This window comes from Rhodococcus sp. IEGM 1408 (genome assembly GCF_033142235.1).
Classification (GTDB): Bacteria; Actinomycetota; Actinomycetes; order Mycobacteriales; family Mycobacteriaceae; genus Dietzia.
Genome location: NZ_JAWLRW010000015.1, coordinates 25725 through 52192 on the forward strand (window position 1 = coordinate 25725; position 26468 = coordinate 52192).

General features: G+C 71.4%; 22 protein-coding genes and 4 riboswitches. Of the genes, 8 read left to right on the forward strand and 14 right to left on the reverse strand.

Annotated features, from left to right (window positions below; all coding sequences use genetic code 11):
- Nucleotides 1-21 precede the first annotated feature (21 nt).
- Both cbiB and cobC read left to right on the forward strand, forming a co-directional pair.
- Complete coding sequence (gene cbiB, locus R4P08_RS17160; protein ID WP_317815113.1) at nt 22-1017, forward strand: adenosylcobinamide-phosphate synthase CbiB; 996 nt, start codon at nt 22-24, stop codon at nt 1015-1017.
- Nucleotides 1010-2080, forward strand: coding sequence for an Rv2231c family pyridoxal phosphate-dependent protein CobC (gene cobC / locus R4P08_RS17165; RefSeq protein WP_317815114.1), 1071 nt, complete (start codon nt 1010-1012; stop codon nt 2078-2080). The genes cbiB and cobC overlap by 8 nt, the downstream gene beginning before the upstream one ends.
- Nucleotides 2081-2109: 29 nt before the next feature.
- On the opposite strand, the gene R4P08_RS17170 is transcribed toward cobC, so the two are convergent.
- From R4P08_RS17170 to R4P08_RS17185, 4 genes are read right to left on the reverse strand one after another with little or no spacing between them, the layout of a single operon-like run.
- Nucleotides 2110-2826, reverse strand: coding sequence for a (2Fe-2S)-binding protein (locus tag R4P08_RS17170; protein WP_317815085.1), 717 nt, complete (start codon nt 2824-2826; stop codon nt 2110-2112).
- Nucleotides 2819-3601: an ABC transporter ATP-binding protein gene (locus R4P08_RS17175; RefSeq protein ID WP_259852314.1), complete on the reverse strand. Its 783-nt coding sequence runs from the start codon at nt 3599-3601 to the stop codon at nt 2819-2821. Before R4P08_RS17175 ends, R4P08_RS17170 begins: the two co-directional genes overlap by 8 nt.
- Nucleotides 3598-4695 (reverse strand): FecCD family ABC transporter permease, encoded by a 1098-nt coding sequence (locus R4P08_RS17180; RefSeq protein WP_411741233.1) that lies wholly within the window; start codon nt 4693-4695, stop codon nt 3598-3600. The genes R4P08_RS17175 and R4P08_RS17180 overlap by 4 nt, the downstream gene beginning before the upstream one ends.
- 1 nt (nt 4696) lies before the next feature.
- Nucleotides 4697-5701, reverse strand: coding sequence for an ABC transporter substrate-binding protein (locus R4P08_RS17185; protein WP_259852313.1), 1005 nt, complete (start codon nt 5699-5701; stop codon nt 4697-4699).
- A gap of 117 nt (nt 5702-5818) precedes the next feature.
- Nucleotides 5819-5966, reverse strand: a riboswitch (cobalamin riboswitch).
- A gap of 149 nt (nt 5967-6115) precedes the next feature.
- Between R4P08_RS17185 and R4P08_RS17190 the strand changes: the two genes are divergently transcribed.
- Both R4P08_RS17190 and R4P08_RS17195 read left to right on the forward strand, forming a co-directional pair.
- Nucleotides 6116-7606, forward strand: a complete 1491-nt coding sequence (locus R4P08_RS17190; protein ID WP_317815086.1) for a cobyric acid synthase — start codon at nt 6116-6118, stop codon at nt 7604-7606.
- A complete protein-coding gene (locus R4P08_RS17195) occupies nt 7603-8346 on the forward strand; it encodes a cobalt-precorrin-6A reductase (protein WP_317815087.1) in 744 nt (247 codons plus the stop codon). Before R4P08_RS17190 ends, R4P08_RS17195 begins: the two co-directional genes overlap by 4 nt.
- A 145-nt stretch (nt 8347-8491) precedes the next feature.
- On the opposite strand, the gene R4P08_RS17200 is transcribed toward R4P08_RS17195, so the two are convergent.
- Genes R4P08_RS17200 through R4P08_RS17215 form a run of 4 tightly spaced genes read right to left on the reverse strand, consistent with a single transcriptional unit; the run spans nt 8492 to nt 13174 of the window.
- The gene (locus R4P08_RS17200; protein WP_317815088.1) at nt 8492-8839 is read right to left on the reverse strand and encodes a nuclear transport factor 2 family protein; all 348 of its coding nucleotides are present in this window, start codon (nt 8837-8839) and stop codon (nt 8492-8494) included.
- The gene (locus R4P08_RS17205; RefSeq protein WP_317815089.1) at nt 8839-10305 is read right to left on the reverse strand and encodes a cobyrinate a,c-diamide synthase; all 1467 of its coding nucleotides are present in this window, start codon (nt 10303-10305) and stop codon (nt 8839-8841) included. Before R4P08_RS17205 ends, R4P08_RS17200 begins: the two co-directional genes overlap by 1 nt.
- On the reverse strand, nt 10299-10913 hold the full coding sequence (gene cobO / locus R4P08_RS17210) for a cob(I)yrinic acid a,c-diamide adenosyltransferase (protein ID WP_317815090.1): 615 nt from the start codon (nt 10911-10913) through the stop codon (nt 10299-10301). The genes R4P08_RS17205 and cobO overlap by 7 nt, the downstream gene beginning before the upstream one ends.
- Nucleotides 10913-13174 (reverse strand): VWA domain-containing protein, encoded by a 2262-nt coding sequence (locus tag R4P08_RS17215; protein WP_317815091.1) that lies wholly within the window; start codon nt 13172-13174, stop codon nt 10913-10915. Before R4P08_RS17215 ends, cobO begins: the two co-directional genes overlap by 1 nt.
- 21 nt (nt 13175-13195) lie before the next feature.
- A riboswitch (cobalamin riboswitch) is annotated at nt 13196-13365 on the reverse strand.
- A 75-nt stretch (nt 13366-13440) separates the two neighbouring features.
- Here R4P08_RS17215 and cbiT point away from each other — a divergent pair.
- Nucleotides 13441-14670 carry a precorrin-6Y C5,15-methyltransferase (decarboxylating) subunit CbiT gene (cbiT, locus tag R4P08_RS17220; RefSeq protein WP_317815092.1) on the forward strand — a complete coding sequence of 410 codons (1230 nt, stop codon included), beginning with the start codon at nt 13441-13443 and terminating at the stop codon, nt 14668-14670.
- On the forward strand, nt 14667-15449 hold the full coding sequence (locus R4P08_RS17225; RefSeq protein ID WP_317815093.1) for a cobalt-precorrin-4/precorrin-4 C(11)-methyltransferase: 783 nt from the start codon (nt 14667-14669) through the stop codon (nt 15447-15449). The genes cbiT and R4P08_RS17225 overlap by 4 nt, the downstream gene beginning before the upstream one ends.
- On the opposite strand, the gene bluB is transcribed toward R4P08_RS17225, so the two are convergent.
- The 4 genes from bluB to R4P08_RS17245 form a co-directional block, all read right to left on the reverse strand.
- Nucleotides 15423-16118 (reverse strand): 5,6-dimethylbenzimidazole synthase, encoded by a 696-nt coding sequence (bluB, locus tag R4P08_RS17230; RefSeq protein WP_317815094.1) that lies wholly within the window; start codon nt 16116-16118, stop codon nt 15423-15425. The two genes, R4P08_RS17225 and bluB, sit on opposite strands and share 27 nt — an antisense overlap.
- Nucleotides 16115-17668 (reverse strand): precorrin-2 C(20)-methyltransferase, encoded by a 1554-nt coding sequence (locus R4P08_RS17235; protein WP_317815095.1) that lies wholly within the window; start codon nt 17666-17668, stop codon nt 16115-16117. Before R4P08_RS17235 ends, bluB begins: the two co-directional genes overlap by 4 nt.
- Nucleotides 17665-18330, reverse strand: coding sequence for a precorrin-8X methylmutase (locus R4P08_RS17240; RefSeq protein ID WP_317815096.1), 666 nt, complete (start codon nt 18328-18330; stop codon nt 17665-17667). The genes R4P08_RS17235 and R4P08_RS17240 overlap by 4 nt, the downstream gene beginning before the upstream one ends.
- A gap of 53 nt (nt 18331-18383) precedes the next feature.
- Nucleotides 18384-18499, reverse strand: a riboswitch (cobalamin riboswitch).
- Nucleotides 18499-19368: a nitrite reductase gene (locus R4P08_RS17245; protein ID WP_317815097.1), complete on the reverse strand. Its 870-nt coding sequence runs from the start codon at nt 19366-19368 to the stop codon at nt 18499-18501. It overlaps the preceding riboswitch by 1 nt.
- Before the next feature lie 78 nt (nt 19369-19446).
- Nucleotides 19447-19637: riboswitch (cobalamin riboswitch) on the forward strand.
- A 17-nt stretch (nt 19638-19654) separates the two neighbouring features.
- Here R4P08_RS17245 and cobN point away from each other — a divergent pair.
- Nucleotides 19655-23536, forward strand: a complete 3882-nt coding sequence (gene cobN, locus R4P08_RS17250) for a cobaltochelatase subunit CobN (protein WP_317815116.1) — start codon at nt 19655-19657, stop codon at nt 23534-23536.
- Nucleotides 23537-23552: 16 nt separating this feature from the next.
- The gene (cobF, locus tag R4P08_RS17255; protein WP_317815098.1) at nt 23553-24359 is read left to right on the forward strand and encodes a precorrin-6A synthase (deacetylating); all 807 of its coding nucleotides are present in this window, start codon (nt 23553-23555) and stop codon (nt 24357-24359) included.
- 304 nt (nt 24360-24663) lie between these two features.
- On the opposite strand, the gene R4P08_RS18580 is transcribed toward cobF, so the two are convergent.
- On the reverse strand, nt 24664-25233 hold the full coding sequence (locus tag R4P08_RS18580; protein WP_411741234.1) for a histidine phosphatase family protein: 570 nt from the start codon (nt 25231-25233) through the stop codon (nt 24664-24666).
- Nucleotides 25234-25252: 19 nt separating this feature from the next.
- On the reverse strand, nt 25253-26407 hold the full coding sequence (gene cobA, locus R4P08_RS17265) for a uroporphyrinogen-III C-methyltransferase (RefSeq protein WP_317815100.1): 1155 nt from the start codon (nt 26405-26407) through the stop codon (nt 25253-25255).
- Nucleotides 26408-26468: the final 61 nt, after the last annotated feature.

Consider the following 26468-nt stretch of genomic DNA (forward strand, 5'->3'; position numbering starts at 1 on the left):
GGCGGTCGTGCTGGCACGGGTTTGGGTCGGCGCGCCGTCCCTATCGCTGTCGGTTTTGCCCTTGACCGTCTTCTCGGTGATCCCGGCCGCCTTCATCCGGTGGCCGGGTTCGGCCGGGTCGCACTGCTCGCCGAACGCCGTCTCCTGAACCGCTGCCGGACGCCGGCAGGCCAGCGCGCGGCGGGACTGCTGTTCACCGGGGCCCTCGTGGGCGGCACCGTCGCTGCGACGGCTGTCGTCGGGCGTCTCGCCTCGCGCAGCGTTCTCGGTTCTTCGGCCTGGGGCTCCCTGGTCGTGTGGTCCTGTCTCGGTGGGTCCTCGCTGTTGTCCGTGGGGAAGCGACAGGGTGAGTTGCTGGAGCGGGATGACGTCGCCGGTTCCCGGGAACTGTTGCCGTGGCTGTGTGGTCGCGATCCACAGGCGCTCGGGCCTGAGGCTCTCGCCCGCGCCGTCGTTGAATCGGTGGCGGAGAACACCACCGATGCAGCCATCGCGACGCTGTTCTGGGCAGCGGTCGCGGGGCCGCCCGGCGCCGCGGCGCACCGCGCCGCCAACACGCTCGACGCCATGGTGGGACACCGCTCAGATCGACATCAGTACTTCGGGACACCCGCAGCACGTCTCGATGACGTCATGGGGTTCATCCCGGCCCGGATCGCCGGGGCACTGGCGGTGGCGTGGGCGGGGACCGTCGCAGGAAGCCCGTCCGAGGCGGTGCGGGTGTGGCGGCGCGACGCCCGGGCGCACCCGAGTCCCAACGGTGGCGTCGTCGAGGCGGTCTGCGCGGGGGCACTGGGGATCCGGCTCGGGGGACGGACCCCCTACCCCTATGGCGTCCAGCAGCGTGCGGTGCTCGGTGACGGCCGCGAGGTTCGGGTCGGGGACATCGACCGCGCTGTGCGGTTGCATTCCCGGGTCCAGGTGGCCGCCGCCGTTCTCGCCGTCTTCGCGCTGGTGGCGGCTGAGATGGCCAGCGGGCGATCGCTCCTCGGTACTGTTGCCTCGCGTGATGGTTGAGGACCTCCGCGCTCTGCGGATTCATGGGGACGTCCAGACCCAGTCCGGTGGTGTCGACTTCGCGGTCAACGTCCACGGTGACCGCCCGCCCGGGTGGCTGACCCGCAGATTGCGCGCCCGGATCACGGATCTGGCCGCGTACCCGTCCGTCGCGGACGACCTCCGCGCCCGCCGGGCGGTCGCCGAGTGGCATGGCACCGACGAGAAGAGCGTGCTGCCGCTGGCCGGATCCGCCGAGGGCTTCCATCTCCTGGCCAACCACGCGGCGCGGCACGGGATGCGGGCGGCGGTCGTGCATCCGTCGTTCACCGAACCCGAGGTCGAACTGCGCCGCGCACGCGTCCCGGTCACCCGGGTAGTGCTGCCGGAGCCGTACGCGTTCGATACCGCGCTGGTGCCCGAGGAGGCGGACTTCGTGGTGATCGGCAACCCGACCAACCCGACCTCTGTCCTCCACCCGCGTGAGTCGATCGCGGCGCTCTGTCGGCCCGGCCGAGTCACGGTGGTCGACGAGGCGTTCTGCGATGTCCTCGACGACGAAGCCGACTACTCCCTCGCCGGGGCTCGGCTTCCTGGGCTCGTGGTGCTGCGGTCGATCACCAAGACCTGGTCGTTGGCGGGCCTGCGGGCCGGATACGCGGTGGGGGATCCGGCGGTGCTCGCGGACCTGGCCGCGCACCGGGTGCACTGGCCGGTCGGCACGTTGCAGTTGGAAGCCATCACGGCGTGCTGCTCTGCCGAGGCGGCCGGCCATCTCGAGCGGATACGGGACCGGATCCGACGCGACCGGTCGAGGATGTGTGAGCTGCTCGCCGCAGCGGGTATCGAGGTGGCGGTGCCTCCCTCTGCCCCTTTCATCCTGGCCAGGGCCCCTGCCGGCCTCGACCCGACCGGATTTCGCCACCAGCTCCTTGAGCGGGGGTTCGTCGTACGTCGCTGCGACACCTTCCCCGGGCTCGACGCCGGGCACGTCCGCCTGGCGGTGCGGGACTCCGACACGGTGCGTGGACTCATCGCAGCGTGGAAGCAGGTGGCGGCCACGGCCGGTCCAGTCCATCGCTGATCGCGACGCCGGCCGGGGAACGAGCGCGTTTAGGGGGATGTTCGTCCGAGGAGTTCGGCGTGACGGTCCTCGGGGGTGCGGCGCGGACAGCTGACGCATTTGTCCCCGGCGGTCGCCACGTAGATCAGACAGCAGGAGCCGCGGTGGACGAACCGCCGGGTGTGCTCAGGTCCTTCGATGTCGATGTAGCGCACCGGTAGTAGCGGGGGACGCGAGACGGCACGGGCCAGGTCACAGCCGCGCTCGGGGTCGCCGCCGGCACGACCCGCCTCCAGTGCGCGGTTACCGATCGAGTCGGACGCGATCGCCCACAGCGCCCGCGGTGCCGCCCCGGAGACCTCCGCCAGTGAGGCGATTACCGCCTCGTGTGCCTCGCGCAGCCCCTCCGCGAACTCGGTCACCGAGCGCAGCAGTCTGTCCGATCGCGCGGCCCGAAGATAGCCGTTGGTCTGGAGGGACACGGTGAGCCGTTCCGGACGGGGGTCGGGTGCGACCCCCCCGGACAGCAGCATCGCCAGCGGCGCGGCGGCCAGAGTGGAGCTGGCCGAGTACCACCACAGGGTGGCGTTGACGCGCGGATCGTCGTGCAACCAGCGCCGGCCGGTGTCCGCTATCCGCCGGTCGAGCCACTGAAGGTCCGTCAGCACGGTCCCGGGGAGGACCTCGGGACCGTGCTCGATGGTCCGGGCGAACTCGCCGAGCGGGGTCGTAATGTTCGCGTACGCGGCGGCGACGGGCTCAGGCATCGGCGAGTCCCCAGACGTCGAGGGTCCGGCCCCCGGCCGGCCCCGGCCGCACCTCCCCGCGGACCCCGAACACCTCGGCGAGCAGCGCGGAGTCGAGCACGTCCTCCGGCGCGCCGGTCGCCACTACCCTCCCACGCTGGAGGACTGCCATCGCGTCGCAGTACTCCGTGGCCATCCGCAGGTCGTGAAGAGTGAGCAGGACTGCGAGGCCACCGGCCGCCAGTTCCCTTAGCAGCATCAGAACGGTCAGCTGCTGATGCAGGTCGAGGTGGTTGGTGGGCTCGTCCAGAAGGAGCACCTCGGGCTGCTGGGCCAGCGCACGTGCGATGGACACCCGCTGCCGCTCGCCGCCTGACAGGGCCAGGACGTCACGGTCTGCAAGGTCCGTCATCCCCACCCGGGCGAGCACGTTCTCCACGACCGCCGTGTCGTCGGTCCCGAACGACTCGAAGAGTCCGCGCTTGACCGCCCGGCCGAGTCCCACCGACTCGCGGACCGTGATGCCGCCGAGGGAGACCGGTTCCTGAGTACTCACACCCACTGCGCGGGCCAACGTCCGGCGTCGGAGCGAGGAGATGTCGGCATTGTCGAGGGTGACCAGCCCCGCCGAGACCGGCAGTGCGCGATAACAGGTGCGCAGTAGCGTCGTCTTGCCGCTGCCGTTGGGCCCGACGAGTGCGGTGACCCGGCCGGGTGTGATGGACAGGTCCACCCCGTCGAGGATCTGCCGGCCTCCCAGCCGGGCCGAAACGTCGTGTGCGGTCAATGTGGTCATCGCGCGGCCTTCCCGTAGCGCCGCCACAGCATGAACAGGAACACCGGCCCGCCGACGACCCCGGTCACGACACCCACCGGTAGTTCCGCACCATCGCTCACCGCGCGGGCGGTGATGTCGGCCAACACGAGCGCGACAGCGCCGAGCATCGCGGCGGTGGGCAGGAGGCGCGCCGACGTGCGACCGGTGAAGTACCCCGCCAGGTGCGGGATGAGCAGGCCTATGAACCCGATGGTCCCGGACACCGCCACGGCTCCCGCGGTGAGCAGCGACACCAGCAGCAGCATGAGGATGCGAAACCGGGGAACGTTCATTCCCATCGCGGTGGCGCCGTCGTCGCCGGTGAGCAGTAGATCCAGATGCCGACTGCACAGCATCACGACTGTGCCGGCGACCGCAAGAATCGTGACCGGGGCGAGCAACATGGTCCAGCCGGCGTCACCGAACCCGCCAGCGAGCCAGCGCATGACGGTGCCGAGCTGGTGGTCGTCACCCAGCACCAGCAGGGTGAACGTGTTGAGTGAGCCGAAGACCATCGTCATGGCAGCGCCGACCAGCACGATGGCCGTGGTGTCGTGCGCGCGACGCGCCACCAGGACGACGCCGGCGAGCGGCAGCAGGGCGCCCAGGAAGGCCGCCATCGGGAGGGTGAAGACGCCCCACACTCCGGCCCCCACGCCCAGGACGGTGAGGATGACCACGCCGAAACCGGCGCCGGAGGAGACGCCGAGCAGAAAGGGGTCGGCCAGCGGGTTGCGTGTGACGGCCTGGGCGACGCCACCTGCCACCGCGAGGGACGCGCCCACCGCCGCCGCCATCAGTGCTCGGGGCAGCCGGGACTCGATCACGATCGCCTCCCGGGCGTCCGTCCACCACGGGTCGAACGAGCCCGGCACAAGACGGTGGGCGACGATCGCCCACACGTCCCCGATCGGGATCGACACCGAACCCAACGAGACGCCAGCGGCGATCGACACTGCGAGCAGCCCCAACAGCGGGGTAAGGATCAGCCAGAGCGGCCGACGCCCCGCTGGCGGGGGCGCGGGGGCGTCACCGCGTACTCGCTCCCCGGCCTCGTCGATGACGGTCGTCACGTCACTCCCCGAACGCCTGTGGGTGCAGTTCACGCGCGATGGTGTCGATGGAGATCGTCATGCGCGAGCTCTCGAAGAAGTCCGAGAGCGGTACCACCACGATGCGGTTCTCCCGGATAGCCGGCGTGGTGGACATGATGGGTTGATTGCGCAGGTAGGCGACCTTATCCTCGGCGCCGGTATTGCCGTAGTCCAGCACCACGATGGCCTCCGGGGCCCGCTCACCGAGGATCTCCCACGTGGTCGTGGGGTAGGGCTTGTCGCCCTCGGAGAAGATGTTGTCCGCGCCCGCGTACTCGCTGATCAGCTGGCCCACGCCGACGCCGCCGATCGTCGTGGGCTCCGCCTCGCCGCTGTCGTAGAAGAAGGTGGGGATCCCGGTGACGCCCGCTGCGTCCAGCTTCGCGCGCACCGCATCGGCCTCACCGGTGATCCGGTCGGTGAGATCCTCCGCGCCGTGTTCGACGGCGAGGATACTGCCGAGTTGCGAGAAGTCGGTCTCGAGCATCGACATGTCGGGGAATCCCTCGCCGCAGTACTCGGAGAACAGGAAGGTGTCGATGCCGGCGGCCTCCAGGGCGTCGCGGCTGCGGCCCTCCTTCTCGTCGAACGCGCTGCGCATGCCGGCCACCACCAGGTCCGGCTCCAGATCGACGATCTGTTCCCAGGTGGGGTATTCCTCGGCGAGAGAGGGGATGGTAGCGAACTGCTCGGCGACCTCCGGCAAGGTGTCGTTCTGTTCGCCGTAGCCCATCCCGACGATGCGATCGCCTGCGCCCATTTGGATGAGGGTTTCGGTGACATGGTCGTTCATCGAGATGATGCGCTGTGGCGGTGCCTCGTAGGTGGACTCGCGCTCGCAGTTGGTGATGGTCACCGGCTCGGGGAACGCCTCCCCGGCGGCGGGACCTTCCTGCGTCTCATCGCGGGAGCAGCCCGCGACGGTGACCCCCGTGATCAGAAGCGCGGCGAGTGCAGTGGTGGACTTTGACTGGCGTCGGAACATGATCAGACCTCAGATCGTGTCGTGTATCCACGAACACATAAGACCCGCAGGTGAGCTAGGCCTCGACGACGCCACGCCACCGTGCAAGACTCCGGATCGCAGACCGCGGCGATGGACGGAAGTCGCAAACCCCTTGGCAGGTAGCCGGGCTCATCGTCACCGAGGTGACGACACACCGTTGCGGGTCAGCGCCGGGATCTCACCGGTCTTCCCCTGCGCTCTTCGGAGATCAGCGATTCGCGTTGCCAGTATGCACCCCAGCGGCGGCCAAGTTGCCGGTATCTCCCGAAGCTGCACCCCACGCCACCCCTGTCAACCGCCACCTCGCCCAACCTCGCGCAGGATCACCGAAATCGGCCAGGGCAGTCGAGTCGAACGCGAGTGCCTGCGGCGGCGCGGCTAGGATCGATCCTCATGGCCGCATCCCTTCTCGTCGCCGGCACCACGTCGGACACAGGCAAAACCGTCGTGGTCACCGCCCTGTGCCGCGCGTTCGCCCGCCGCGGGCTGCGGGTTGCGCCGTTCAAGGCGCAGAACATGTCCAACAACTCGATGGTGGTCGACGGTCCCGCCGGCACCGGGGAGATCGGCCGCGCGCAGTGGATCCAGGCGCTCGCGGCCCGGGCCGCGCCCGAGGTGGCGATGAACCCGGTGCTGCTCAAACCCGGTGGCGACCGGCGTAGCCACGTCGTGGTGATGGGCCGGCCCGCCGGAACGGTGTCCTCGCGCGACTTCATCGACGGCCGCGCGCACCTAGCCGCCGCGGCGCACGCCGCGTACGACGACCTCGCCGCTCGGTACGACCTCGTGATCTGCGAGGGTGCGGGCAGCCCCACCGAGATCAACCTCCGCGCCGGGGACTACGTCAACATGGGACTGGCTCGGCACGCGGAGATGCCGGTCGTGGTGGTGGGGGATATCGACCGCGGAGGAGTCTTTGCCGCGCTCTACGGCACTGTGGCACTGCTGGAGTCCGCCGACCAGCGGCTGGTGGCCGGTTTCGTCGTCAACAAGTTCCGCGGTGACCCGTCGCTTCTCGGGCCAGGCCTGGACCACCTCGAGCAGCTCACCGGCCGGCGGGTCCACGGCGTGCTCCCCTGGAGCCCCGACGTATGGCTGGACTCGGAGGACGCGTTGGACATCGGCGGCCGCCGCACCGCTGCCGACCGGGCGATCCGGGTCGCCGTGATCCGGTTGCCGCGCATCAGCAACTTCACCGACGTCGACGCCCTGGGCCTGGAACCAGACGTCGACGTGGAGTTCGTCACCGATCCCCGATCCGTCCGGGGCGCGGACCTGGTGGTTCTTCCCGGGACGCGGGCGATGATCGACGACCTGGCCTGGCTGCGCGCCCGCGGCCTCGACCGCGCGGTGACCGACCACGCCCGCGCGGGGGGCTCGGTGTTCGGGATCTGCGGCGGGTTCCAGATGCTCGGGCGTGCCGTGCGCGATCCGCACGGGGTGGAGGGGCCCGAGGGTGCTGAGGTCGAGGGACTGGGTCTGCTGGACGTGGAGACGGAGTTCGGACCGGAGAAGGTGCTCCGGCTCCCCACCGGCGCGGCGCTCGGTCAACCGGCCGCCGGGTACGAGATCCACCACGGCCGCGTGACCGTCGGCGCGGACGAGGAGTTCCTCGGGGGCGCGCGGCGCGAGGGCGTGGCGGGCACCATGTGGCACGGCAGCCTCGAGTCGGACGCCTTCCGGGGCGCATTCCTCGCCGAGGTCACCGCCCGGGTGGGCCGCACCCGCGAGCCCTCGGGGGTCGACTTCGCGGCCGCGCGTGAGCGGCGGCTGGACCTGCTGGGGGACCTGGCAGAAGAGCACCTCGACCTGGACGCGCTGCTGGGCCTGGCCCGGGAGGGCGCGCCGGACATGCCGTCCCTGCAGCCGGGCGCCAGGCGATGATCCTCGTGCTGGGCGGGACCGCCGAGGCCCGGGAGCTGGCCGTCCTGCTGCGGGACGCCGGACACGGCTTCGCCTCGTCCCTGGCGGGGCGGGTGGCGAGACCGCGGCTGCCCGTCGGGGAGGTGCGAATCGGGGGTTTCGGGGGCGCCACCGGTCTGCGCGCGTACCTAGGCGACCACGCAGTGCGTGCGGTCGTCGACGCCACCCATCCCTTCGCGGCCGGAATCTCGGCGAACGCCGCGGCCGCCTGCTCCGGGGCCGGGGTTCCGCTGCTACGCCTCGAACGGCCGGGCTGGGCCGTCGCGCCCGGGGCCGACCGCTGGCATTGGGTCGATGACCATGACCAGGCCGCGGCCACCGCCGCCCGGCTGGGCCAGCGCCCGTTCCTCACCGTCGGTCGGCAGTCGCTGGGCCGCTTCGCCGGGCCGCTCGCCGGGCACGACGCGCTGGTCAGGGTGGTCGACCCGCCGGGGCTGGAACTCCCCGCGTGCTGGCGGCTCCTCCTCAGCCGGGGACCCTACTCGGCCGAGGGCGAGCGTGAGCTGTTCACCGGGCACGGGGTCGACCTGTTGGTCACCAAGGACTCGGGCGGCGATCGCACGTGGTCCAAGATGGCCGTGGCCGGTGAGCTCGGGGTACCGGTGGTCGTGGTCCGGCGCCCGGGGGTCGCGCCCGGCGTGGAAGTCGTCGACGATGCGGCCTCCGCTGCCGAGTGGGTCGACGCGCCGGTACGAGACTGACGATCGCCCGAGCGGGTCAGCTCCGAGCCACTCGGGCAACAGACCCAGCTGGTCCAGGAAGCCGAGTTGGTCGAAATACAGGTGCTCGGAGGGGAGCTCGTCCCCGCGCACCTGGTACGACGCGCTCCACTGGAACGTCCCTGGCTTACCGGAGGGCGGCACCTCGCCCCAGGGCTCTGCAGCACGCCGTCGTGGATCCCGGAGGACAGCTCTCGACCGAGGCGCGGTCGCCCTCGACGATCCACGAGTTCACCGTCAGTGCGCCGTTGGAGAACGCTCCCTGGAAGACCCCGAAGAATCCGAGGATGCCCTCACGGCCGGTGAATTTTCCTCCCGGAGTCGTCAACTCAGCGTCCTGCGACCACGGTACGGACTCGGCGTCCTGGTCATTGAATGCACGGATGTTCTGCTCGATCACGCTGCGCGTGGTGGCCATGGCGGTGTCCCAATCGGGAGCCAGCCCGGTGGCGTCACCGGGGGTTGGACGAGACACTACCGAGGTGTGGCGCCCAGCGCCATGGCTTGTGAAAAACGGTTCACATTGGCGGCGAACCTCACGGCGAACCCGGGGTGCCCGGCCCAGTGGGTGTGCAGGTACGACGCATGGACCGAGCCGGTGACGAATCCCTCCGGCCCGGCGGGACCGGTCCAGGCGGGAGCCGCGCCGGAGGCCGGGGTGACCGTGGTGCGGTGGAACTCGTGCCCGGTGATCTCGGTGCCGGCCGCGGCGAGGACACTGTCGGCGGGCGCGGTGGAGCTGCGGTAGGCCAGTGTGAGGCGCGGGGCCATAGCGGCGTCGGCATCGATCGCTCCCACCATCGGGGCGCCGTCGAGGCTACGACAGAGGTAAAGGAGTCCGGCACATTCGGCGACCGTCGGCATCCCCGCCGACGTCGCCGCACGCAGAGCGCGCAGCATCGGGGCGTTCCCGGACAAGGCCGGGGCGTGTACCTCAGGGAATCCACCACCGAGGTAGATGCCAGCGGTGCGCGCGGGAAGGTCCGAGTCGGTGAGGGGATCGAACACGGCGACCTCGCACCCGGCGGCCTCGAGCAGTTCGATGGTCTCGGCGTAGCGGAACGTGAACGCCCGCCCGCCGGCCACTGCGACCACGGGTCTGCCCGGGCCCGCCGCAGGGCCGGGGCCGCCGGTGACCGGACCGCCGGCGAGTTCTTCGGCGTCCCCAGATACGTGACCACCGCCTGCACCGACCAGTGCGGTATCCGGTGACCACGGTGACCCTGCCAGCGGCGGCGCCTCACGGGCGATCCGCATCACCGCGTCCAGATCGATCGATGCGGCCACCTTGCCCGCCAGATGGTCCAGCGACCGCGCGGCCTCCGGGCGCTCCGCCACCGGCACCAGGCCGAGGTGGCGGGACGGGGCCGTCACCTCGTCGTCGCGCTGGAGGACGCCGAGCACCGGGATCCCGAGTGGTGCCAGCGCCCGTCGCACTTCGTCCGAGTGCCGGAGGGATCCCGCTTTGTTGAGGATCACGCCGCTGATGCGGATGGAGGGGTCGAACGTCGCCATCCCCAAGACCACGGCCGCGATGCTGCGCGAGGCGTGGGAGATGTCCACGACGAGCAGGACCGGGGTGTCGGTGAGGCCGGCCACGTGGGCGGTGGAGGCGAATCCGTCGCCGCCGATGTGGCCGTCGTACAGTCCCATCACGCCCTCGATCACGGCCACCTCGGCCGGGCTCGGCCCGGTCTGGGCGCCGTGCAGCAGGAGGGGGACGATCGTGTTCTCACCGACCAGGTGCGGGTCCAGGTTGCGGCCGGGCCGCCCCGTCGCGAGCTGGTGGTAGCCCGGGTCGATGTAGTCCGGCCCCACCTTGTGGCCGGAGACCGTCAGCCCCCTGCGCCGGAGGGCGGCCATGAGCCCGGTGGCGACGGTGGTCTTGCCGTGGCCCGACGCCGGGGCCGCCACGACGAGCCGGGGCAGGTGCGTCACCATTCGATCCCCCGCTGGCCCTTCTGGCCGGCGTCCATCGGGTGCTTGACCTTGGTCATCTCGGTGACCAGGTCGGCCGCGGCGACCAGCCGGGGGTCGGCGTCGCGTCCGGTGATCACCACGTGCTGGCGACCGGGACGTGACGCGAGCGTGGCCACCACGTCGTCGACGTCCACCCAGCCCCACTTCATGGGATAGGTGAACTCGTCGAGCAGGTAGAGGTCGTGCCGCTCGTCGGCGAGCCGACGCTTGATCTCGGCCCAGCCCTCGGCGGCGTCGGCGGCGTGGTCGTCCTCGGTGCCGTCCTTGCGCGACCACGACCAGCCCGAGCCCATCTTGTGCCATTCGACGGGACCGCCCTCGCCGGTCTCGGCGTGCAGGCGCGCGAGGCGTTCCATGACCGTCTGCTCGCCGATCCGCCACTTGGCGGACTTGACGAACTGGAACACCCCGATGTCCCAGCCCTGATTCCATGCGCGCATCGCCAGCCCGAACGCGGCCGTCGACTTCCCCTTGCCGGGGCCGGTGTGGACCATGAGCAACGGCTGGTTCCGGCGTTGCCTGGTGCTCAGCCCGTCGTCGGGCACGATCTCCGGCTGTCCCTTGGGCATCAGGCCACCTCTCCCTCGGGTCGCGTCGGTTCGTCTCGTGCGGAGTCGTCTCGTGCCGGACCGCGTGTCCCTGCGTTGGTGTAATCGGTGCGGGCGCGGACGGTGTCGGTGAGGCCCTCGGCCGTCACCTCGCCCAGGGGGATGTGTTCGGCGCCCAGGTGGGTGGCGAGCTCGGAGGCCAGGCCCATGCGGAACCGGCCGGTCTCGCAGTCCACCACCACCGACGCCACGCCCAGGGAGGCCAGCCCGGCCGCCGCGGCGCGGGACCGGGCGAGGGCGTCGCGGCCGTGGGTGGCCCGGCCGTCGGTGACGACGACGACGAGGGGTCGCCGCTGCGGATCGCGGACCCTCTCGATGCGTAGCACCTCGGCGGCGGTGAGCAGCCCCTCCGCCAGTGGGGTCCGGCCCCCGGCGGGCAGCTCTGCCAGGCGGGCGGCGGCCACGTCCACTGAGGAGGTGGGCGGCAGTGCCACCTGCGCGCCGGACCCGCGGAAGGTCACCAGGCCCACTTTGTCGCGTCGGCGGTAGGCGTCCAGCAGCAGGGAGAGGATGGCGGTCTTGACCTGCTCCATGCGGGTGCGCGCGGCCATGGATCCCGAGGCGTCCACGCAGAAGAGCACCAGGTTCGCCTCCCGGCCCTCGCGGACCGCCGAGCGCAGGTCACGGGAGTTCAGGAGCAGTCGCCCCCCGTCGCGGCCACCCTTGCGACCCCGGGCGGCCTGCCGGGGCGCGGCGGCGCGGATCGTGGCGGGCAGGTGCACGTCGGAGCCGGTGAACCCGCCTGAGCCGGTGCGCCGGCCGGTGGTCGTGATCGCGCGGGACCGGCGGCCGGAGACCCCGTTTCCCGTCCCGGTGACGGTCAGCATTCGTGTGCGGTACGGCGCAGAGGCCGCCGCCACCGTTCCCGGAGCGGTCGCGGCGCCGCCAGCCTTGCCGTCCTTCTCGACCCCGCCGTCCTGCTCGGCCCCGTCGCCGTCGGGCCGCGGGTCGTCGGCGTCGGTGTTGGTGTTGGTGCGGTCTCCCTGCTCCGGCCCGCTGCCGGAGTGGGGGTCTGACTGCTCGGGTGCCGTGGGCGCGTTGTCCCCGGGCGGGGGCTCGTGGCCCTCGGTGTCTCCGGCGTCGCCGGTGTCGGCTGACGCGCCGGAGCCGGCGTCCTGCGGGCCGGCCGAGTGGTCGCCCGTGTGGTCGTCGTCGCCCTGGTCGCCTTCTGGGCCATCCGTGCCGGGCCCGCCGTCGCGCGGATCGGGCTCGTCGTCGTCCCCCAGGAGCCGGTCGAGGAGCTCCTCGTCCAGGCCCGGGGCGTCGAACGGCGCGCGCCGCCGGCGGTGGGGGAGCGCCATCCGCGCGGCGACGCGGATGTCGGCGCGCGTGATCCGGTCCCGGCCCTCCCACGCCGCGTGGGCAGCGGCCGTTCGCGCGGTGACGATGTCGGCGCGCATGCCGTCGACGTCGAAGCCCGCGCAGACGGTAGCGATCTTGTTCAGCGCCCAGTCGGTGGGCTCGATGCCGCCCACGCGCTCCCGGGCGGCGACGATCTGCTCGCGCAGGGCCTGCTCGTCGGCCGCATAGGTGGCGCAGAAGCCCTCGGGGTCGGAATCGAAGGCGACCCGGCGGCGGATCACCTTCGCCCGCAGCGATGGATCGCGCGGGGCTGCCACCTCGACGGTGAGGCCGAAGCGGTCGAGCAGCTGGGGCCGGAGCTCGCCCTCCTCCGGGTTCATGGTGCCGATCAGGACGAAGCGCGCCGCGTGCTCCACGGACACCCCGTCGCGCTCCACGGTGACCCGGCCCATGGCGGCGGCGTCGAGGAGCTGGTCCACCACGTGGTCGTGGAGCAGGTTGACCTCGTCCACGTAGAGGATTCCGCGGTGCGCACGGGCCAGCAGGCCCGGCTCGAACGCGGTGACGCCCTCGCTCAGGGCCTTCTCCAAGTGCAGGGACCCGGCGATGCGGTCCTCGGTCGCGCCGAGCGGCAGTTCTACCAGGCGGACCGGCCGGCGCTCGGTCGGCGCGTCCAGCGGTAGGGGCCCGTCCGGGGTGTCGGTGCCGCGGTCGTCCGGCGCGCTGGAGAACCTGTCGCCGGTCACGACCTCGATCTGCGGCAGGATACCGGCGAGGGCGCGGACCATGGTGGACTTGGCGGTGCCCTTCTCGCCGCGGATCAGCACGCCGCCGACCGACGGCGAGACCGCGGTGAGGGCCAACGCCAGCGCCATGTCGCCGGAACCGACGACGGCGCTGAAGGGGTAGTGCTGTGGCATGGGGGCTCCCGCTCTCGTCTGCCAGACTAGTCAGCGCGAGGCCGGTCTCCCGGACTTCCCGGCTCATTCGGCGCTGGCGTCGAAGGCGCGGGTTACCGTAGCGGGCCCTGTGCCGGATTCTCACCGGCTTCCCAGATTCTCCCCTCCGGCCGCCGGAGCGGCCGTGGGACACCTCGTGCTGTTGGGGTGAAGTTGTGGTTCAGTTTCGAGACTACTCAGCGTCCTGGGGATCTGGGCGGCGGGGCTCGGCGGTAGGGTTCCGCGTCATGAACGCACGGGTGGTCGTGGTGGGGATCGGCGGTGACGGCTGGGCGGGGCTCGACGAGGCGCGCCGTCGCACCGTCCGCGAGGCCGACGTGCTGCTGGGCGGGGAGCGTCATCTGGCGCTGGTTCCAGGTGACGTGGCGGCCGAGCGCGTGCCCTGGCCGCGGCCGCTGCGGGCCGGGTTTCCCGAGGTTCTCGAGCGGTTCCGCGGGCGGTCGATTGTCGCCCTGGCCTCAGGTGATCCGCTGGTGGCGGGGGTGGCAACGACGCTGATCGACCTGCTCGGTGCGGAGGCGGTGGAGGTGCTGCCGGCGGTGTCTTCGGTCGCGCTGGGCCGTGCCCGGATGCGGTGGCCTGCCGCCACGGTGGCAGTGGTGCGCGACCACCGGGTCCTCGCCCGCGAGTTGGCGCCAGGGCGTCGTCTGCTCGTGCTCTCGGCCGACCGGTACACCCCTTCGGAGGTCGCCTCGATGCTGACCGGCGCGGGCTTCGGGGGGAGCGCGCTGACCGTGCTCTCCGATCTTGGGAGCCCGTCGGAGGCGCGCACGAGCTGCCGGGCGCGAGACTGGGAGCCGGGTCGCGAGGCGCCTGCCCTGCACGTTCTGGCCGTTGAGTGCGTGGCCGGCGCCTCCGCGCGCCCGCTCGGCCTGGCCCCGGGCCTGCCCGATGACGCCTTCGAGAACGATGGCCAACTGACCCGCCGGGATCTGCGGGCTTCCGCCCTGTCCCGGCTCGCGCCCTCTGCCGGTGAATTGCTGTGGGACGTGGGCGCGGGCGCCGGGTCGGTGGGCATCGAGTGGATGCGGGTGCATCCGTCTTGCCGGACGATCGCGGTCGAGGCTGATCCCGAGCGGGCGTCGCGCATCGAGCGCAACGCCCGCACGCTGGGGGTTCCCTCTCTGGAGCTCGTCCACGGCTGGGCGCCGCAGGCTCTCGACGGGCTCCCGGATCCCGATGCCGTCTTCGTCGGCGGCGGCAGCACCGCGTCGGGACTGCTGCGGCAGTGTTGGGACGCGGTGCGTCCCGGTGGCAGGCTGGTCGCCCACGCGGTGACGCTAGAGACCGAGCGAGTACTCGTGGACGCCCGCGCCGAGTTCGGCGGCGAACTGACCCGGCTGCAGGGCGAGCGGGCCGACTCGATCGGCAGGTTCACCGGCTGGGCCCCCGCGCGGGCTGTGGTGCAGTGGGCTGCAGTCAAGCCCTTTTCGGAGCCGATGGAGGAGACCTCGTGACCATTCACTTCGTCGGAGCCGGCCCCGGCGCCGCCGACCTGCTCACGCTGCGTGCGGTGGAGGCGCTTCGGACCGCGGACGTCTGCCTGTACGCGGGTACGTATCTCGACGAGGGAGTGCTCGACCACTGCCGCCCCGACGCCCGGCTGGTGGACACCCAGCACCTGGATCTCGACGGGATCATCGCCGAACTGGCTGAGGCCCACGCTGCTGGCCTCGAGGTGGTCCGGCTGTGTTCGGGCGACCCGTCGCTCTACTCTGCGCTCGCCGAACAGACCCGCCGCCTCGACGCGGCGGGTGTGCCGTGGGATGTGGTCCCGGGCGTCCCGGCGTACGCAGCCGCAGCTGCGGAGCTGGGTGTGGAGCTCACTGTTCCCGAGCTCGTGCAGTCGGTGGTGCTCACCCGAGTCCAGGCCCGCTCCACCGCGATGCCGTCGACGGAGTCGCTGGAGAACTTCGCCGCCACCGGCGCCACGCTGGTGCTACATTTGGCGATCACCCGGATCCGTGAGATCGCAGAGCGGTTGGTGCCCACGCATGACGCCGATTGCCCGGTGGCGGTGGTCTCCAACGCCAGTAGGCCCCACCGCGTGGAACTACGAGGCACCCTTGCCGACATCGCGGATGCGGTTGAGGGCGCAGGCCTGCGCCAGGCCGCGGTCATCCTGGTCGGCCGCGCGCTGGAGCGGCCGGGCACGGCGGAGTCCTGGCTCTATGCCTCAGACCCCGAGCGTGAGGCCAAGCGCCGTACGCTAGATCCAGTCGACCGGCAACGGTGAACGCCGTTCCCAGCCGACGGTCTGGAGCAGTGGCTCCTTGAGGTCCAGGGCCGGATGACCCAGGCACAGGTATGCCAGGGGACGGGCGTCCTCCGGCAGCGGAACGCTCTCGGAGAGATGGGTGGGGTCCACGAGGCTCACCCAGCCCATTCCCAGGCCCTCGGCCGTCACTGCCAGCCACAACAGGGTGATCGCGGCGATCACACTGTACTCGGTGGCCGCGGGGACGCTGGTGGTTCCCAGGACCGGCCCCCCGGGCGGGACGTGACTGATCACCAGTCCTCCGGGCGCCTGGAGGATGCCCTCGAGGCGCAGTGAGTTGTACAGTTCGCGGCGCTCGCCGTCGAACCGCTGGGACTCAGCGGCACGGACTGAGCGGAAACCCTCGTGGACGGCCTCGCGGATGTCCCGGTCCTGAACCACGGTGACGTGCCAGGGCTGGCTCAGGCCGACGCTCGGGGCCACGGCGAAGACCTCGAGCAGCCGCTCGATGGTCTCGCGCGGGACCGGTGTGGGGTGGTAGTGGCGGTGGTCGCGGCGCGTGGCGAGAATTCGCCACAGGGCGTCGCGGTCGAAATCCTCGCGGTCGAGATCCCCGCGGTCGGGAGCCTCGCTGTCGCCACGGCTACCTTCGTCGTTGCTGTCGTCCCCCAGGGAGTCGAGGGTCATGACCGCACGAACCGCGGACTCCACACCCGTCCCGAGTCGGTGACCCGGGTCCCGGAGGCGCCAACGATGAGCAGGCATTTCATGTCCACCGAGTCGCAGTCGAGCTCGGCGAGAGTCGTGATGGTCAGTGATTCCTCGGCCCGGCCCACGTCGCGGCCCACGATCACCGGCGTGGCCGGGTCCCGGTGTCGCAGGAGGACGTCGCGGGCGTCGGCGACCTGGCGCGTTCGCGAGCGCGAGGCGGGGTTGTAGACCGCCAGGACCAGGTCCGCGGCGGCGACCGCCTCCAGCCGCCGACAGATCACATCCCACGGCTTGAGCCGATCGGACAGGCTCATCACGGCGAAGTCGGCGCCGATGGGAGCCCCCGCCCGCGCGGCGACCGCCTGGACTGCGGAGACGCCGGGAACGACCCGCACGTCGATCCGGGAGTACTGCGGGTCCTCGGCGGCCTCGAACACCGCCGAGGCCATGCCGAACACTCCCGCGTCACCTCCGGAGACCACCGCGACGCGTTCGCCGGAGCAGGCGAGGTCCAGTGCGAGTCTGGCGCGGTCCACCTCGACGGTGTTGCCGGAACAGTGCCGGGTCAGGCCAGCGCGCTGGGGCACACGGTCGACGTAGGGCGCGTACCCGACCACGTGGTCGACCTCGGCCAGCACGCGCCGGGCCTCCGCGGTCAGCCAGTCGTCCGGTCCGGGCCCCAGACCGACCACGTGCAGCTCCCCGCCCGCGCCGACACCGTGGATGGCCGTGTCGCCCAGTGGCGGGGGGCGTCGCCCGAACGGGTCGTCGTGCTGGGAGTCGCCGGGCACGACGATTAGTGAGAAGTACGGCACCGACTCGGGGTCGACGTCCCGCACCGGGTGGTGCAGTTCAGCGGCGGTGGAGGCCCGCTCGACGTACACGGCACCGTCGAGCCGGCCGGCGGCGGCGAGCGCGCGGCGCACCGCCGGGAAGTTGCGTCCGAGCTTCATGATGATCGCCCCGTCGGTGTCCGCGAGGCGGCGCGCCAGCTCGGGCTCCGGCAGGGTCCCGGGCAGGACGGTGAGGACGTCGGTCTGGCGGACCAGGGGCGTGGCCGCGGCGGCGGTCGCGGCGGCGAACGCCGGTATGCCGGGCACGATCTCGGTGACGAACCGGCCCGAGAGCTTGTCGTGCATGTACATGAAGGAGCCGTAGAACAACGGGTCCCCCTCGGCGAGCAGGACCACGTCCCGTCCGGCCGCGAGGTGCTCGGCCAGGCGCTGCGCGGCGCGGTCGTAGAAGTCCGCGATCGCTCCCGCGTACCCGCCGGGGTGGTCGGTGAGGCCGGTAGTCACCGGGTACTCCAGCACCTCCTCGACCGCACCGGCGGGGATGAGGTCGGCGGCGATCCGCCTGGCGTTGGAGGCCTTGCCGCGGCCGGCGTGATAGGCCACCACGTCGGCGGCTCCGATCAGGCGGGCCGCCTTGAGGGTGATCAGCTCGGGGTCGCCGGGTCCCACGCCGATGCCGAACAGCCGGCCCAGCCTGTCGCCGACTGCTGCGCCCGCCGGACCGGTACTCACTCGGCCACCTGCGCCAGAGCGTTGACCGCCGACGCCGTCATCGCGGATCCGCCGCGTCGGCCGTGGACGGTGACAAACGGGATGTCGATACCGTGGTCGTCTGCCAGGGCGGCCAGCGCTGCCTTGGATTCCGCGGCGCCGATGAACCCGACAGGGCACCCGACGATCGCGGCGGGCCGGGGCGCGCCGTCGAGCAGCATCTCTAGCAGGTGGAACAGGGCGGTGGGGGCGTTGCCGATCGCCACCACGGCGCCGTCCAGGCGGTCACCCCACAGCGAGAGGGCGGCGGCGGAGCGGGTCGTGCCCATCCGTCGGGCCAGCTCGGGGACGGCCGGATCGCTTAGCAGACACACCACGTCGTTGTCCCGGGAGAGCCTGGCCCGGGTGATGCCGGAGGCGATCATGTGGGCGTCGCAGAGGATCGGCGACCCGGCGTCGAGCGCGGACCGAGCGGCACCGACCAGCCCAGGATGGACCTGCAGGTCGTTCACGAGGTCGGTCTGTCCGGTGCCGTGCACCATCCGGACGGCGAGCCGCTCGGCGTCCGGCGGGATCCGGGACAGGTCGGTCTCTCGCCGGATCGTGGCGAACGAGTCGAGGTAGATCGCCGGCCCGTCGTCGACGTAGTCGTATCGGCGCGGGGGCCGGTGAGCAGCAGGCATGGAGTCCTCCTCGGGGTTCTCGCCCCGGTCAGAAGTCACAGGCGGCGCGGCAGGAAGCGCGCCGATCCCGCGGCCAGTTTCTGGCTTGTCGACCCGCATGTCGGGCCTCACAGTGGCGGAACCGCCCCGGACTCGCACCGGGTTCCTCACCGTGGGACAGCAGGTATCCTACGCGCGCACGATGAGCACGCCACGCCACGGGGTGACCACGAGCTCGTCCGGAGCCGGGTCGGTGAGCCGGGCGATCAGCGCGCGGTCGAGGATCCCGTCCGGTGCCTCGACGTGCTCGAGCGGTCCTGTCGAGCCGGGAACCGGCCCGTACGGCAGGGCGGGTGAGGGGCTCGGGACCCGACCGTCGCCCGGGCGTGGGGCGACGAGGGGCTCGGAAAGTTCCCGCACGTGCCAGGGGGCATCGGGGCCGTCGCCGCGGGCGCGGGCGAACTCGCGCGCCAGGCCGAGCAGATGGTCGGCGGCCTCGTCGACGGGCACCACCCTGGACCAGTGCTCGCCCACCCGAAGTTGCACGGTGTCGGAATCGAGCACCGCGAGCCCCAGATCGGCGGCACGGTCCACGAGATCGCCGCGGCCGTCGTCGAGGACGAACAGGAAGCGACCCGACAGCCCGGCCAGTCCGGGATCCGCGCGGAGCCCGGCGTCGAGGCGCTCGGTCACCGGGCGCAGGTCCGCCCGACCGCCCGACAGCCCGGTGAGGGGGGAGACGAGAATGTTCCGGACGAGGTCGTGCGTCGGCGCGGGTAGCAGGCCGGTGGCGGCGATCGCGGAGATGACCCGGGTGTCGAGTTGCCCGTCCGGCCCGGTCGGCAGGGCACGCAGTTGCAGGTTCGCGCGGGCGGTGACGTGCACGTCGTCGTCGCCGTATCGCGCCGCGACCCCGTGCAGCGCGGCGAGGGCCGTCGGCGATATGCGCCCGCCGGGCACGCGCAGCCGCACCAGGGCGCCGTCGTCCGCGGGCCAGGGGCGCAGCACTCCCGGGCACATGTCCGTGCGGGTGCGGCGGGTCGGTTGGCTGGCACTCACGGACACAGTGTGGCAGCCGGGCGTGGTCGGGGTCGCGGTGAGTCGACGCCCGAGCGCCGCCGGAGTCCCGGGGCCGGATAGGCTCGCCGGTGCCGTGGTGCTCGGGAAGCCGGAGGAGAAGCCGGCGCGGCCCTCGCCACTGTAGTCGCGGAGCCATGCACTCCGAGCCGTCCCCGAACTGGCCGGAGGAACCGGGTACCTCACCCGGGGACATCGAGCATGGCGTCGACGCGAAAGCCAGGAGACCGGCCACGGCGACATGTTCCACGAGGTTTTGGAGAAGAACATGCGCCATGACCGGCGTTCGGCGTCCCCTGATGACGCCTCGGCACCACCACAGGCACCACGCATCACCCTGCTGTCCACCTCGGACACGGATCTGCTGTCCGCGCGGGCCTCGCGCGCCGAGTGGACGCTCGGCAACCCGTCCCGGATCGACGTCGAGGAGGACCTGCCCGGTCTGCTCGCCGGCGCCGACCTGGTGGTGGTCCGGATCCTCGGTTCGCGGCGGTCGTGGGAGTCCGGGTTCGCCGCGGTCCTGGCCTCGGGGAGGCCGGTGGTGGTCCTGGGCGGCGAGCAGACCCCGGACGCCGACCTGATGGAGCTGTCCACGGTGCCGATCGGTATCGCGGCCGAGGCGCACCGCTACCTCGCCGAGGGTGGGGAACGGAACTTCGCCCAGCTCCACGCCTTCCTCTCGGACACCGTGCTGCTCACCGGTGCCGGCTTCGAGCCGCCGGAGAGCGTGCCGGTGTGGGGGGTGCCGCCGCGCCCGGGAGCCGACGGCCACGGCGCGGGCGACGGCGCGGGCCTGGGCGCGGGGAACGACCAGAACGACCGGATCGACGAGGACAACGCCGGCGACCGCGACGACTCCCGCCCCCGCGTGGGAGTGCTCTACTACCGAGCCCACGAGGTCAGCGGCAACTCCGAGTTCGCGCACGCGCTCGCCGACGCGATCGACGCCACCGGGCACGCCGTGGGAGTGCCGGTCTTCGCCGGATCGCTGCGCTCGGCGCCCGACGAGCTGTTCGACGCGCTCGGCACGCTCGACGCCCTGGTCGTCACCGTGCTGGCCGCCGGCGGCACCACTCCGGGCGCGGTGAGCGCGGGTGGCGAGGACGAGACCTGGGACGTGACGCGCATCGCCGCCCTGGACATCCCCGTCCTGCAGGGCCTGTGCCTGACCTGGAGCCGGGAGGACTGGGCGGCCTCCGACGACGGCGTGAACCCGCTGGACTCGGCCAACCAGATCGCCATCCCGGAGTTCGACGGCCGGATCATCACCGCACCGTTCTCGTTCAAGGAGATCGACGTCGACGGCCTGCCCCGCTACGTGGCCGACCCCGAGCGGTGCGCGCGCGTCGCCGGGATCGCCGTGGCCCACGCGCGGCTTCGCCACGTGGCGCCCGCCGACCGCCGGGTCGCGCTGGTCCTGTCGGCCTACCCGACCAAGCACTCCCGCATCGGCAACGCCGTCGGCCTGGACACCCCGGTCTCGACCATCCGCCTGCTGCGCCGGTTGCGCGACGAGGGCTACGACCTGGGCCCGGACGACGGCCCCATCGCCCGGTTCCTGGACACCGCCAGGGACTACGCCGACGACACCGGGTTCGCCGACGACACCGCCGCCGGCGACGCCCTCATCCACGCGCTCATCGCCGCGGGCGGTCAGGACGAGGAGTGGCTCACCAGCGCCCAGCTCACCGACAGTCACGTGCGGATCTCCACCGAGGACTACCTGCGCTGGACCACGGACCTGCCCGAGACGCTGCGCGCGGAGATGGTCGAGGCGTGGGGGCCGGCGCCGGGCGAGCTGTTCGTCAACGACGCCGGCGAGATCGTCCTGGCCACCATCCAGGCCGGCAATGTCGTCCTATTGATCCAGCCGCCCCGCGGCTTCGGTGAGAACCCGGTCGCGATCTACCACGACCCCGAGCTCGCACCCTCCCATCACTACCTGGCCGCCTACCGCTGGCTGGCCCGCGGCTTCGGCGCGCACGCGCTGGTCCACCTGGGCAAGCACGGCTCGCTGGAGTGGCTGCCGGGCAAGAACGCCGCGCTCTCGGCCGGGTGCGCCACGGACGCCGCGATCGCCGACATGCCGCTGATCTACCCGTTCCTGGTCAACGACCCCGGCGAGGGCGCCCAGGCCAAACGCCGCGCGCACGCGACGATCGTCGACCACCTGGTCCCGCCGATGGCGCGCGCCGAATCCTACGGCGACATCGCCCGACTCGAGCAGCTGCTGGACGAGTACGGGAACATCGCCTCGATGGACCCGGCCAAGCTCCCGGCCATCCGCGCGCAGATCTGGACCCTCATGCAGTCCGCGCACATGCACGAGGACCTGGGGCTCGAGCAGCGGCCCGGCGACGAGGAATTCGACGACTTCCTGCTGCACGTCGACGGGTGGCTCTGCGAGATCAAGGACGTCCAGATCCGCGACGGCCTGCACGTCCTGGGCCAGGCGCCGGAAGGGCAGGCGCGGGTCAACCTGGTGCTCGCCATCCTGCGCGCCTCGCAGGTCTGGGGCGGCGAGTCCGGGGCGGTCCCGGGCCTGCGCCGCGCGCTCGGCCTGGCCGAGGGCGCGCCGACCGAGGAGGTCGACCGGGTCGAGGCGCTGGCCAAGGCGCTAGTCGAGGGGATGGACGCGCGGGATTGGGACGTCGCCGCGGTGCCCGACGTGATGAACGAGGTGAGACCGGCCGCCGAGGGCCTCACCGCGGGCGGGGCCGGCGCGGGTGGCGCGGGTGACGGACTCGACGACGACGACGACCACGACCACGACCACGACGACGACAACGACGACGACGAGGTCGCGCAGGTGCTGCAGTTCGCCGCCCGCGAGGTGGTGCCGCGCCTGGCCGCCACGGTCGACGAGCTGGACGCCATCCTGCACGCGCTGAACGGCGGTTTCGTCCCGGCCGGGCCGTCCGGTTCCCCACTGCGGGGCCTGGTCAACGTGCTGCCCACGGGGCGGAACTTCTACACGGTGGACCCGCGCGCGATCCCGTCGCGACTGGCCTGGGAGACCGGGCAGGCCATGGCGGACTCGCTGCTGGAGCGGCACGTCGCCGAGACCGGCCAGTACCCGTCCTCGGTCGGTCTGTCCGTCTGGGGGACCTCGGCCATGCGCACCTCCGGGGACGACATCGCCGAGGTCCTGGCCCTGCTCGGCGTCCGGCCCGAATGGGACGAGGCGTCCCGCCGGGTCAACGGGCTCGAGGTGGTGCCGGCCGACGAACTCGGGCGCCCCCGCATCGACGTGACGGTCCGCATCTCGGGCTTCTTCCGCGACGCCTTCCCGCACGTGATCGGGATGCTCGACGACGCCGTCCGGATGGTCGCCGAGCTGGACGAGCCGGACGACCAGAACTACGTGGCCGCCCACACCCGGGCCGACCTCGCCGAGCACGCGGACCACCGCCGCGCCACCACCCGCATCTTCGGCTCCGCGCCCGGCTCGTACGGGGCGGGCATCCTGCAGACCATCGAGGCGGGCAACTGGCGGGACAGCAGCGACCTGGCCGAGGTCTACACCCGCTGGGGCGGGTACGCCTACGGCCGCGGCCTCGACGGCGTCCCCGCCGCCGACGACATGCGCACCAACTACCGGCGCATCGCCGTGGCGGCCAAGAACATCGACACCCGCGAGCACGACATCGCCGACTCGGACGACTACTTCCAGTACCACGGCGGGATGATCGCCACCGTGCGCGCGCTCACCGGCGCCGAACCGCGCGCCTACGTGGGCGACTCCACCACTCCGGACGCGATCCGCACCCGGTCGCTGGCGGAGGAGACCACGCGCGTGTTCCGCTCGCGCGTGGTCAACCCGCGGTGGATCGCGGCCATGCAGCGGCACGGCTACAAGGGCGCCTTCGAGCTGGCGGCCACCGTCGACTACCTCTTCGGCTTCGACGCGACCGCCGGGGTGGTGCACGACTGGATGTACGACACGCTGGCCAGAGAGTACGTCCTGGACCAGACCAACCAGGAATTCCTGCGCCGCTCCAACCCGTGGGCGCTGCGCGGGATGATCGAGCGGCTCTCGGAGGCCGCCGACCGTGGGATGTGGGCCGAGCCGGACGCGGAGATCATGGACCGGATGCGGCAGGTCTACCTCGACGTGGAGGGCGACCTCGAGGAGTCCCACGATGACTGAACCGGCGACTGAACCGGTGACTGAGCCACAGCGCCGGCGGGTGCGGGTGGTCGGCATCGGCTCGGGCGGCCTCGATCAGATCACCGTCGAGGGGATCGCCGCCCTCCGCGCGTCCGGGTACGCCCTCGCGGCGGTCAAGGGGCCGGATGACCCCTTGGTCGACCTCCGCCGGCGACTGCTCACCCGGCATGCTCCGCGGGTGGAGTTGGTGGGCGTGGTCGATCCGGAACGGGACCGCTCGTCGTCGTCGACCTCCTCCCCGCTCGGCTACCGCGGCGTGGTCCTCGACTGGCACGAGGCCCGCTCCCTGGCCTGGGAACAGGTCCTGGCGACCCGTCCCGGCGACGTGGCGATCCCGGTGTGGGGCGACCCGGCCTTCTACGACTCGACCCTGCGGATTGTCGACCGGATCCTGGACCGCGGTCGCCTCGATTTCCGGGTAGAGGTGGTGCCCGGCATCTCCGCGCTGCAGGTCCTGGCCGCGCGCCACCGTCTGGTCCTGCACGAGATCGGGGGAACGATCACGGTGACCACCGGCCGCCGGCTCCGCGAGGTAATCGATGCGGGCGCGGACAACGTGGTGGCCATGCTCAACTCGGACCTGCCGCTGGACGACCTCGCCGACTGGCACATCTGGTGGGGCGGCAATCTCGGGGACGAGGGGGAGTGCCTGGTCTCGGGCAGGGTCGGCGACGTGCTGGCGGACCTGCGCGCCCATCGCGAGCGACTGCGCGCCGAGCACGGCTGGGTGATGGACGTCTACCTGCTCCGCAGGCCGGACCCACATTCGGTGTGGGAGCGGATGGAGAGCCCGTTACGGTGAAGTTCGCGGGCGCGGCGGAGGCCGCCGCGTTGCCTGATTCCGGTCAGGCATCGGCGAGTCCGTCAGAAATTGAACAGTATGAGCGCGGTCGTGGTCGCGCGATCAACTGAGAGCGAGTGTCGATGTCGTTCCCGCTTCGGGGGGGTCGGTAAAGTACACATTGGGCCACTCGGGAAGTCGATATGAGTCCGACACGCCCGGGAGCCCTCACGGCCAGCTCACCGAGAATCAGATCGTGTCATGCGCGATGTCGGTGGATCGAGCCTAACTCCCAACGGTCTCAACCACCTTGACAACTTCCGCTTCACTGCACTCGCATGGGTATCCAAAGTTCGGTGATAGAGCCATTTGCAGCTGTCGGGTTAACCAAGCCCGGCATAGACCACAGGCGGACCGCCTCACGAATGACGTCTCCGTGGGTGACAACAACGACGGGCCCGCCGCCCTGACCCAGCTCCACTGCCGCCCGTCGAAGCCGGTCGGCGACATCTGTGCGCGACTCCCCGCCGGGGAGGGGGTCATCCCGCCCGAGGCCGACCTCGGCGCGCTGACCCTCGCCGACGGGTCGGCCCTCGAATCCACCCCAATGGCGCTCACGCAACAACGACGATCTCTCGACCGGGAGCCCGGTTACTCCCGCGATAATTTTCGCGGTGTCGAACGCGCGCTGCAGGTCTGAACTCAGGATTCGGACCGGTTCGTAGTCAAGGAGGTCCCGGGCCGCCTTGTGTGCCTGGTCTTTTCCGAGGGGTGTCAACGCTGGCCACCGCGACTGACCCTGCATCCGACCCGCTCGGTTCCACGTGGATTCGCCGTGACGCACCCAGAGAGTATTCGGCCTGCACCCCGAGTCGACGAAAGTTGGCGGGTTCATAACAACGTGTACGAGGAACTTAGCCGCCTGCGACGGGTGACGAGCCCGACCAAAACCGAGTCGGCAAGCCGGCGACCGCACCTATGACGGTGATCGCGGGCGGCTCTATCCCCGCGTCCGCGACGTCGTGAGCGATGCTGGCCAACGCACTACGAATGACGCGCTGGTTGGGCATCGTGCCGTTCGCCACGGCTGCGGCCGGAGTATCACCGGGCAACCCATGTCCGAGGAGTTCGGTGACGATGGCATCGAGATTCCTCACCGCCATCAGTAGAATCAACGTAGTTCCCGATCTCGCCAAGGCACCGTAATCGATTGTCGATGCGGGACTTTGCGGTGGAACATGCCCGGACACCACTGTGACGCCCTGCGTGAGACCCCGGTGGGTGACCGGAATCCCGACGAGCGCCGGCACCGCCAGCGCTGAGGTGACACCAGGGATCACTGAAACCGGAACACCCGCCTCTGCGCAGGCGAGCAATTCCTCCCCGCCTCTACCGAACAGGAAACTGTCCCCGCCTTTGAGACGGACGACGTTTCGGCCACGCTTGGCGTGGTCGACGATAATCCGATTGATCTCTTCCTGCTGGGTCGCTCGGCCGAACGGAACCTTGCCCACATCAACGACTTCCACATCGGACGGAAGGTCGCCGAGAACCGCAACGGGCGCGAGTCGATCGGTGACCACCACGTCGGCGGCACGGATCGCTTCCAGTCCGGCCACGGTCAGCAGGCCCGGGTCACCCGGACCACCACCGACGAGAACAACCTGGCCGGTTCGACCACCTTCGCGAACCGAGGACCGCTCACGCACGCACCAGAGGCGGCGGTCCTCACACGCCGCCTCAATTCGGTCATCCAGGGTCGAGAGCCCCGTCGCGGCTGCGACCAGCCACGCGTCGTCAAGGTCACTATCCTCGAACCCCCGCTTGTTCCAGGTGATCACCGACCCGTCCGCCAAGTCGCCCAGCGTCGCGCCAACCTCGGGTGCCACGAGCGTGACGCGGGCGCCGCCCCGGAGCATTGCAGCGACATGCTTCAGTGCCGCTTCGCTACCTCCGATCACCACGGTTGCTCGGCCGCGGATCGGCAGCGCCGGACGGTATAGAAGTGAGTCGCCCGGGTCGTCCGAATCAGTCATTCTCAACCGGGACCCGACGGGTTCGTGCTCCATTACTTCTCCTCCACAGGCATGCGCCCATCTCTCGACACCCACGGTTCGTGGGCGGTCAGCG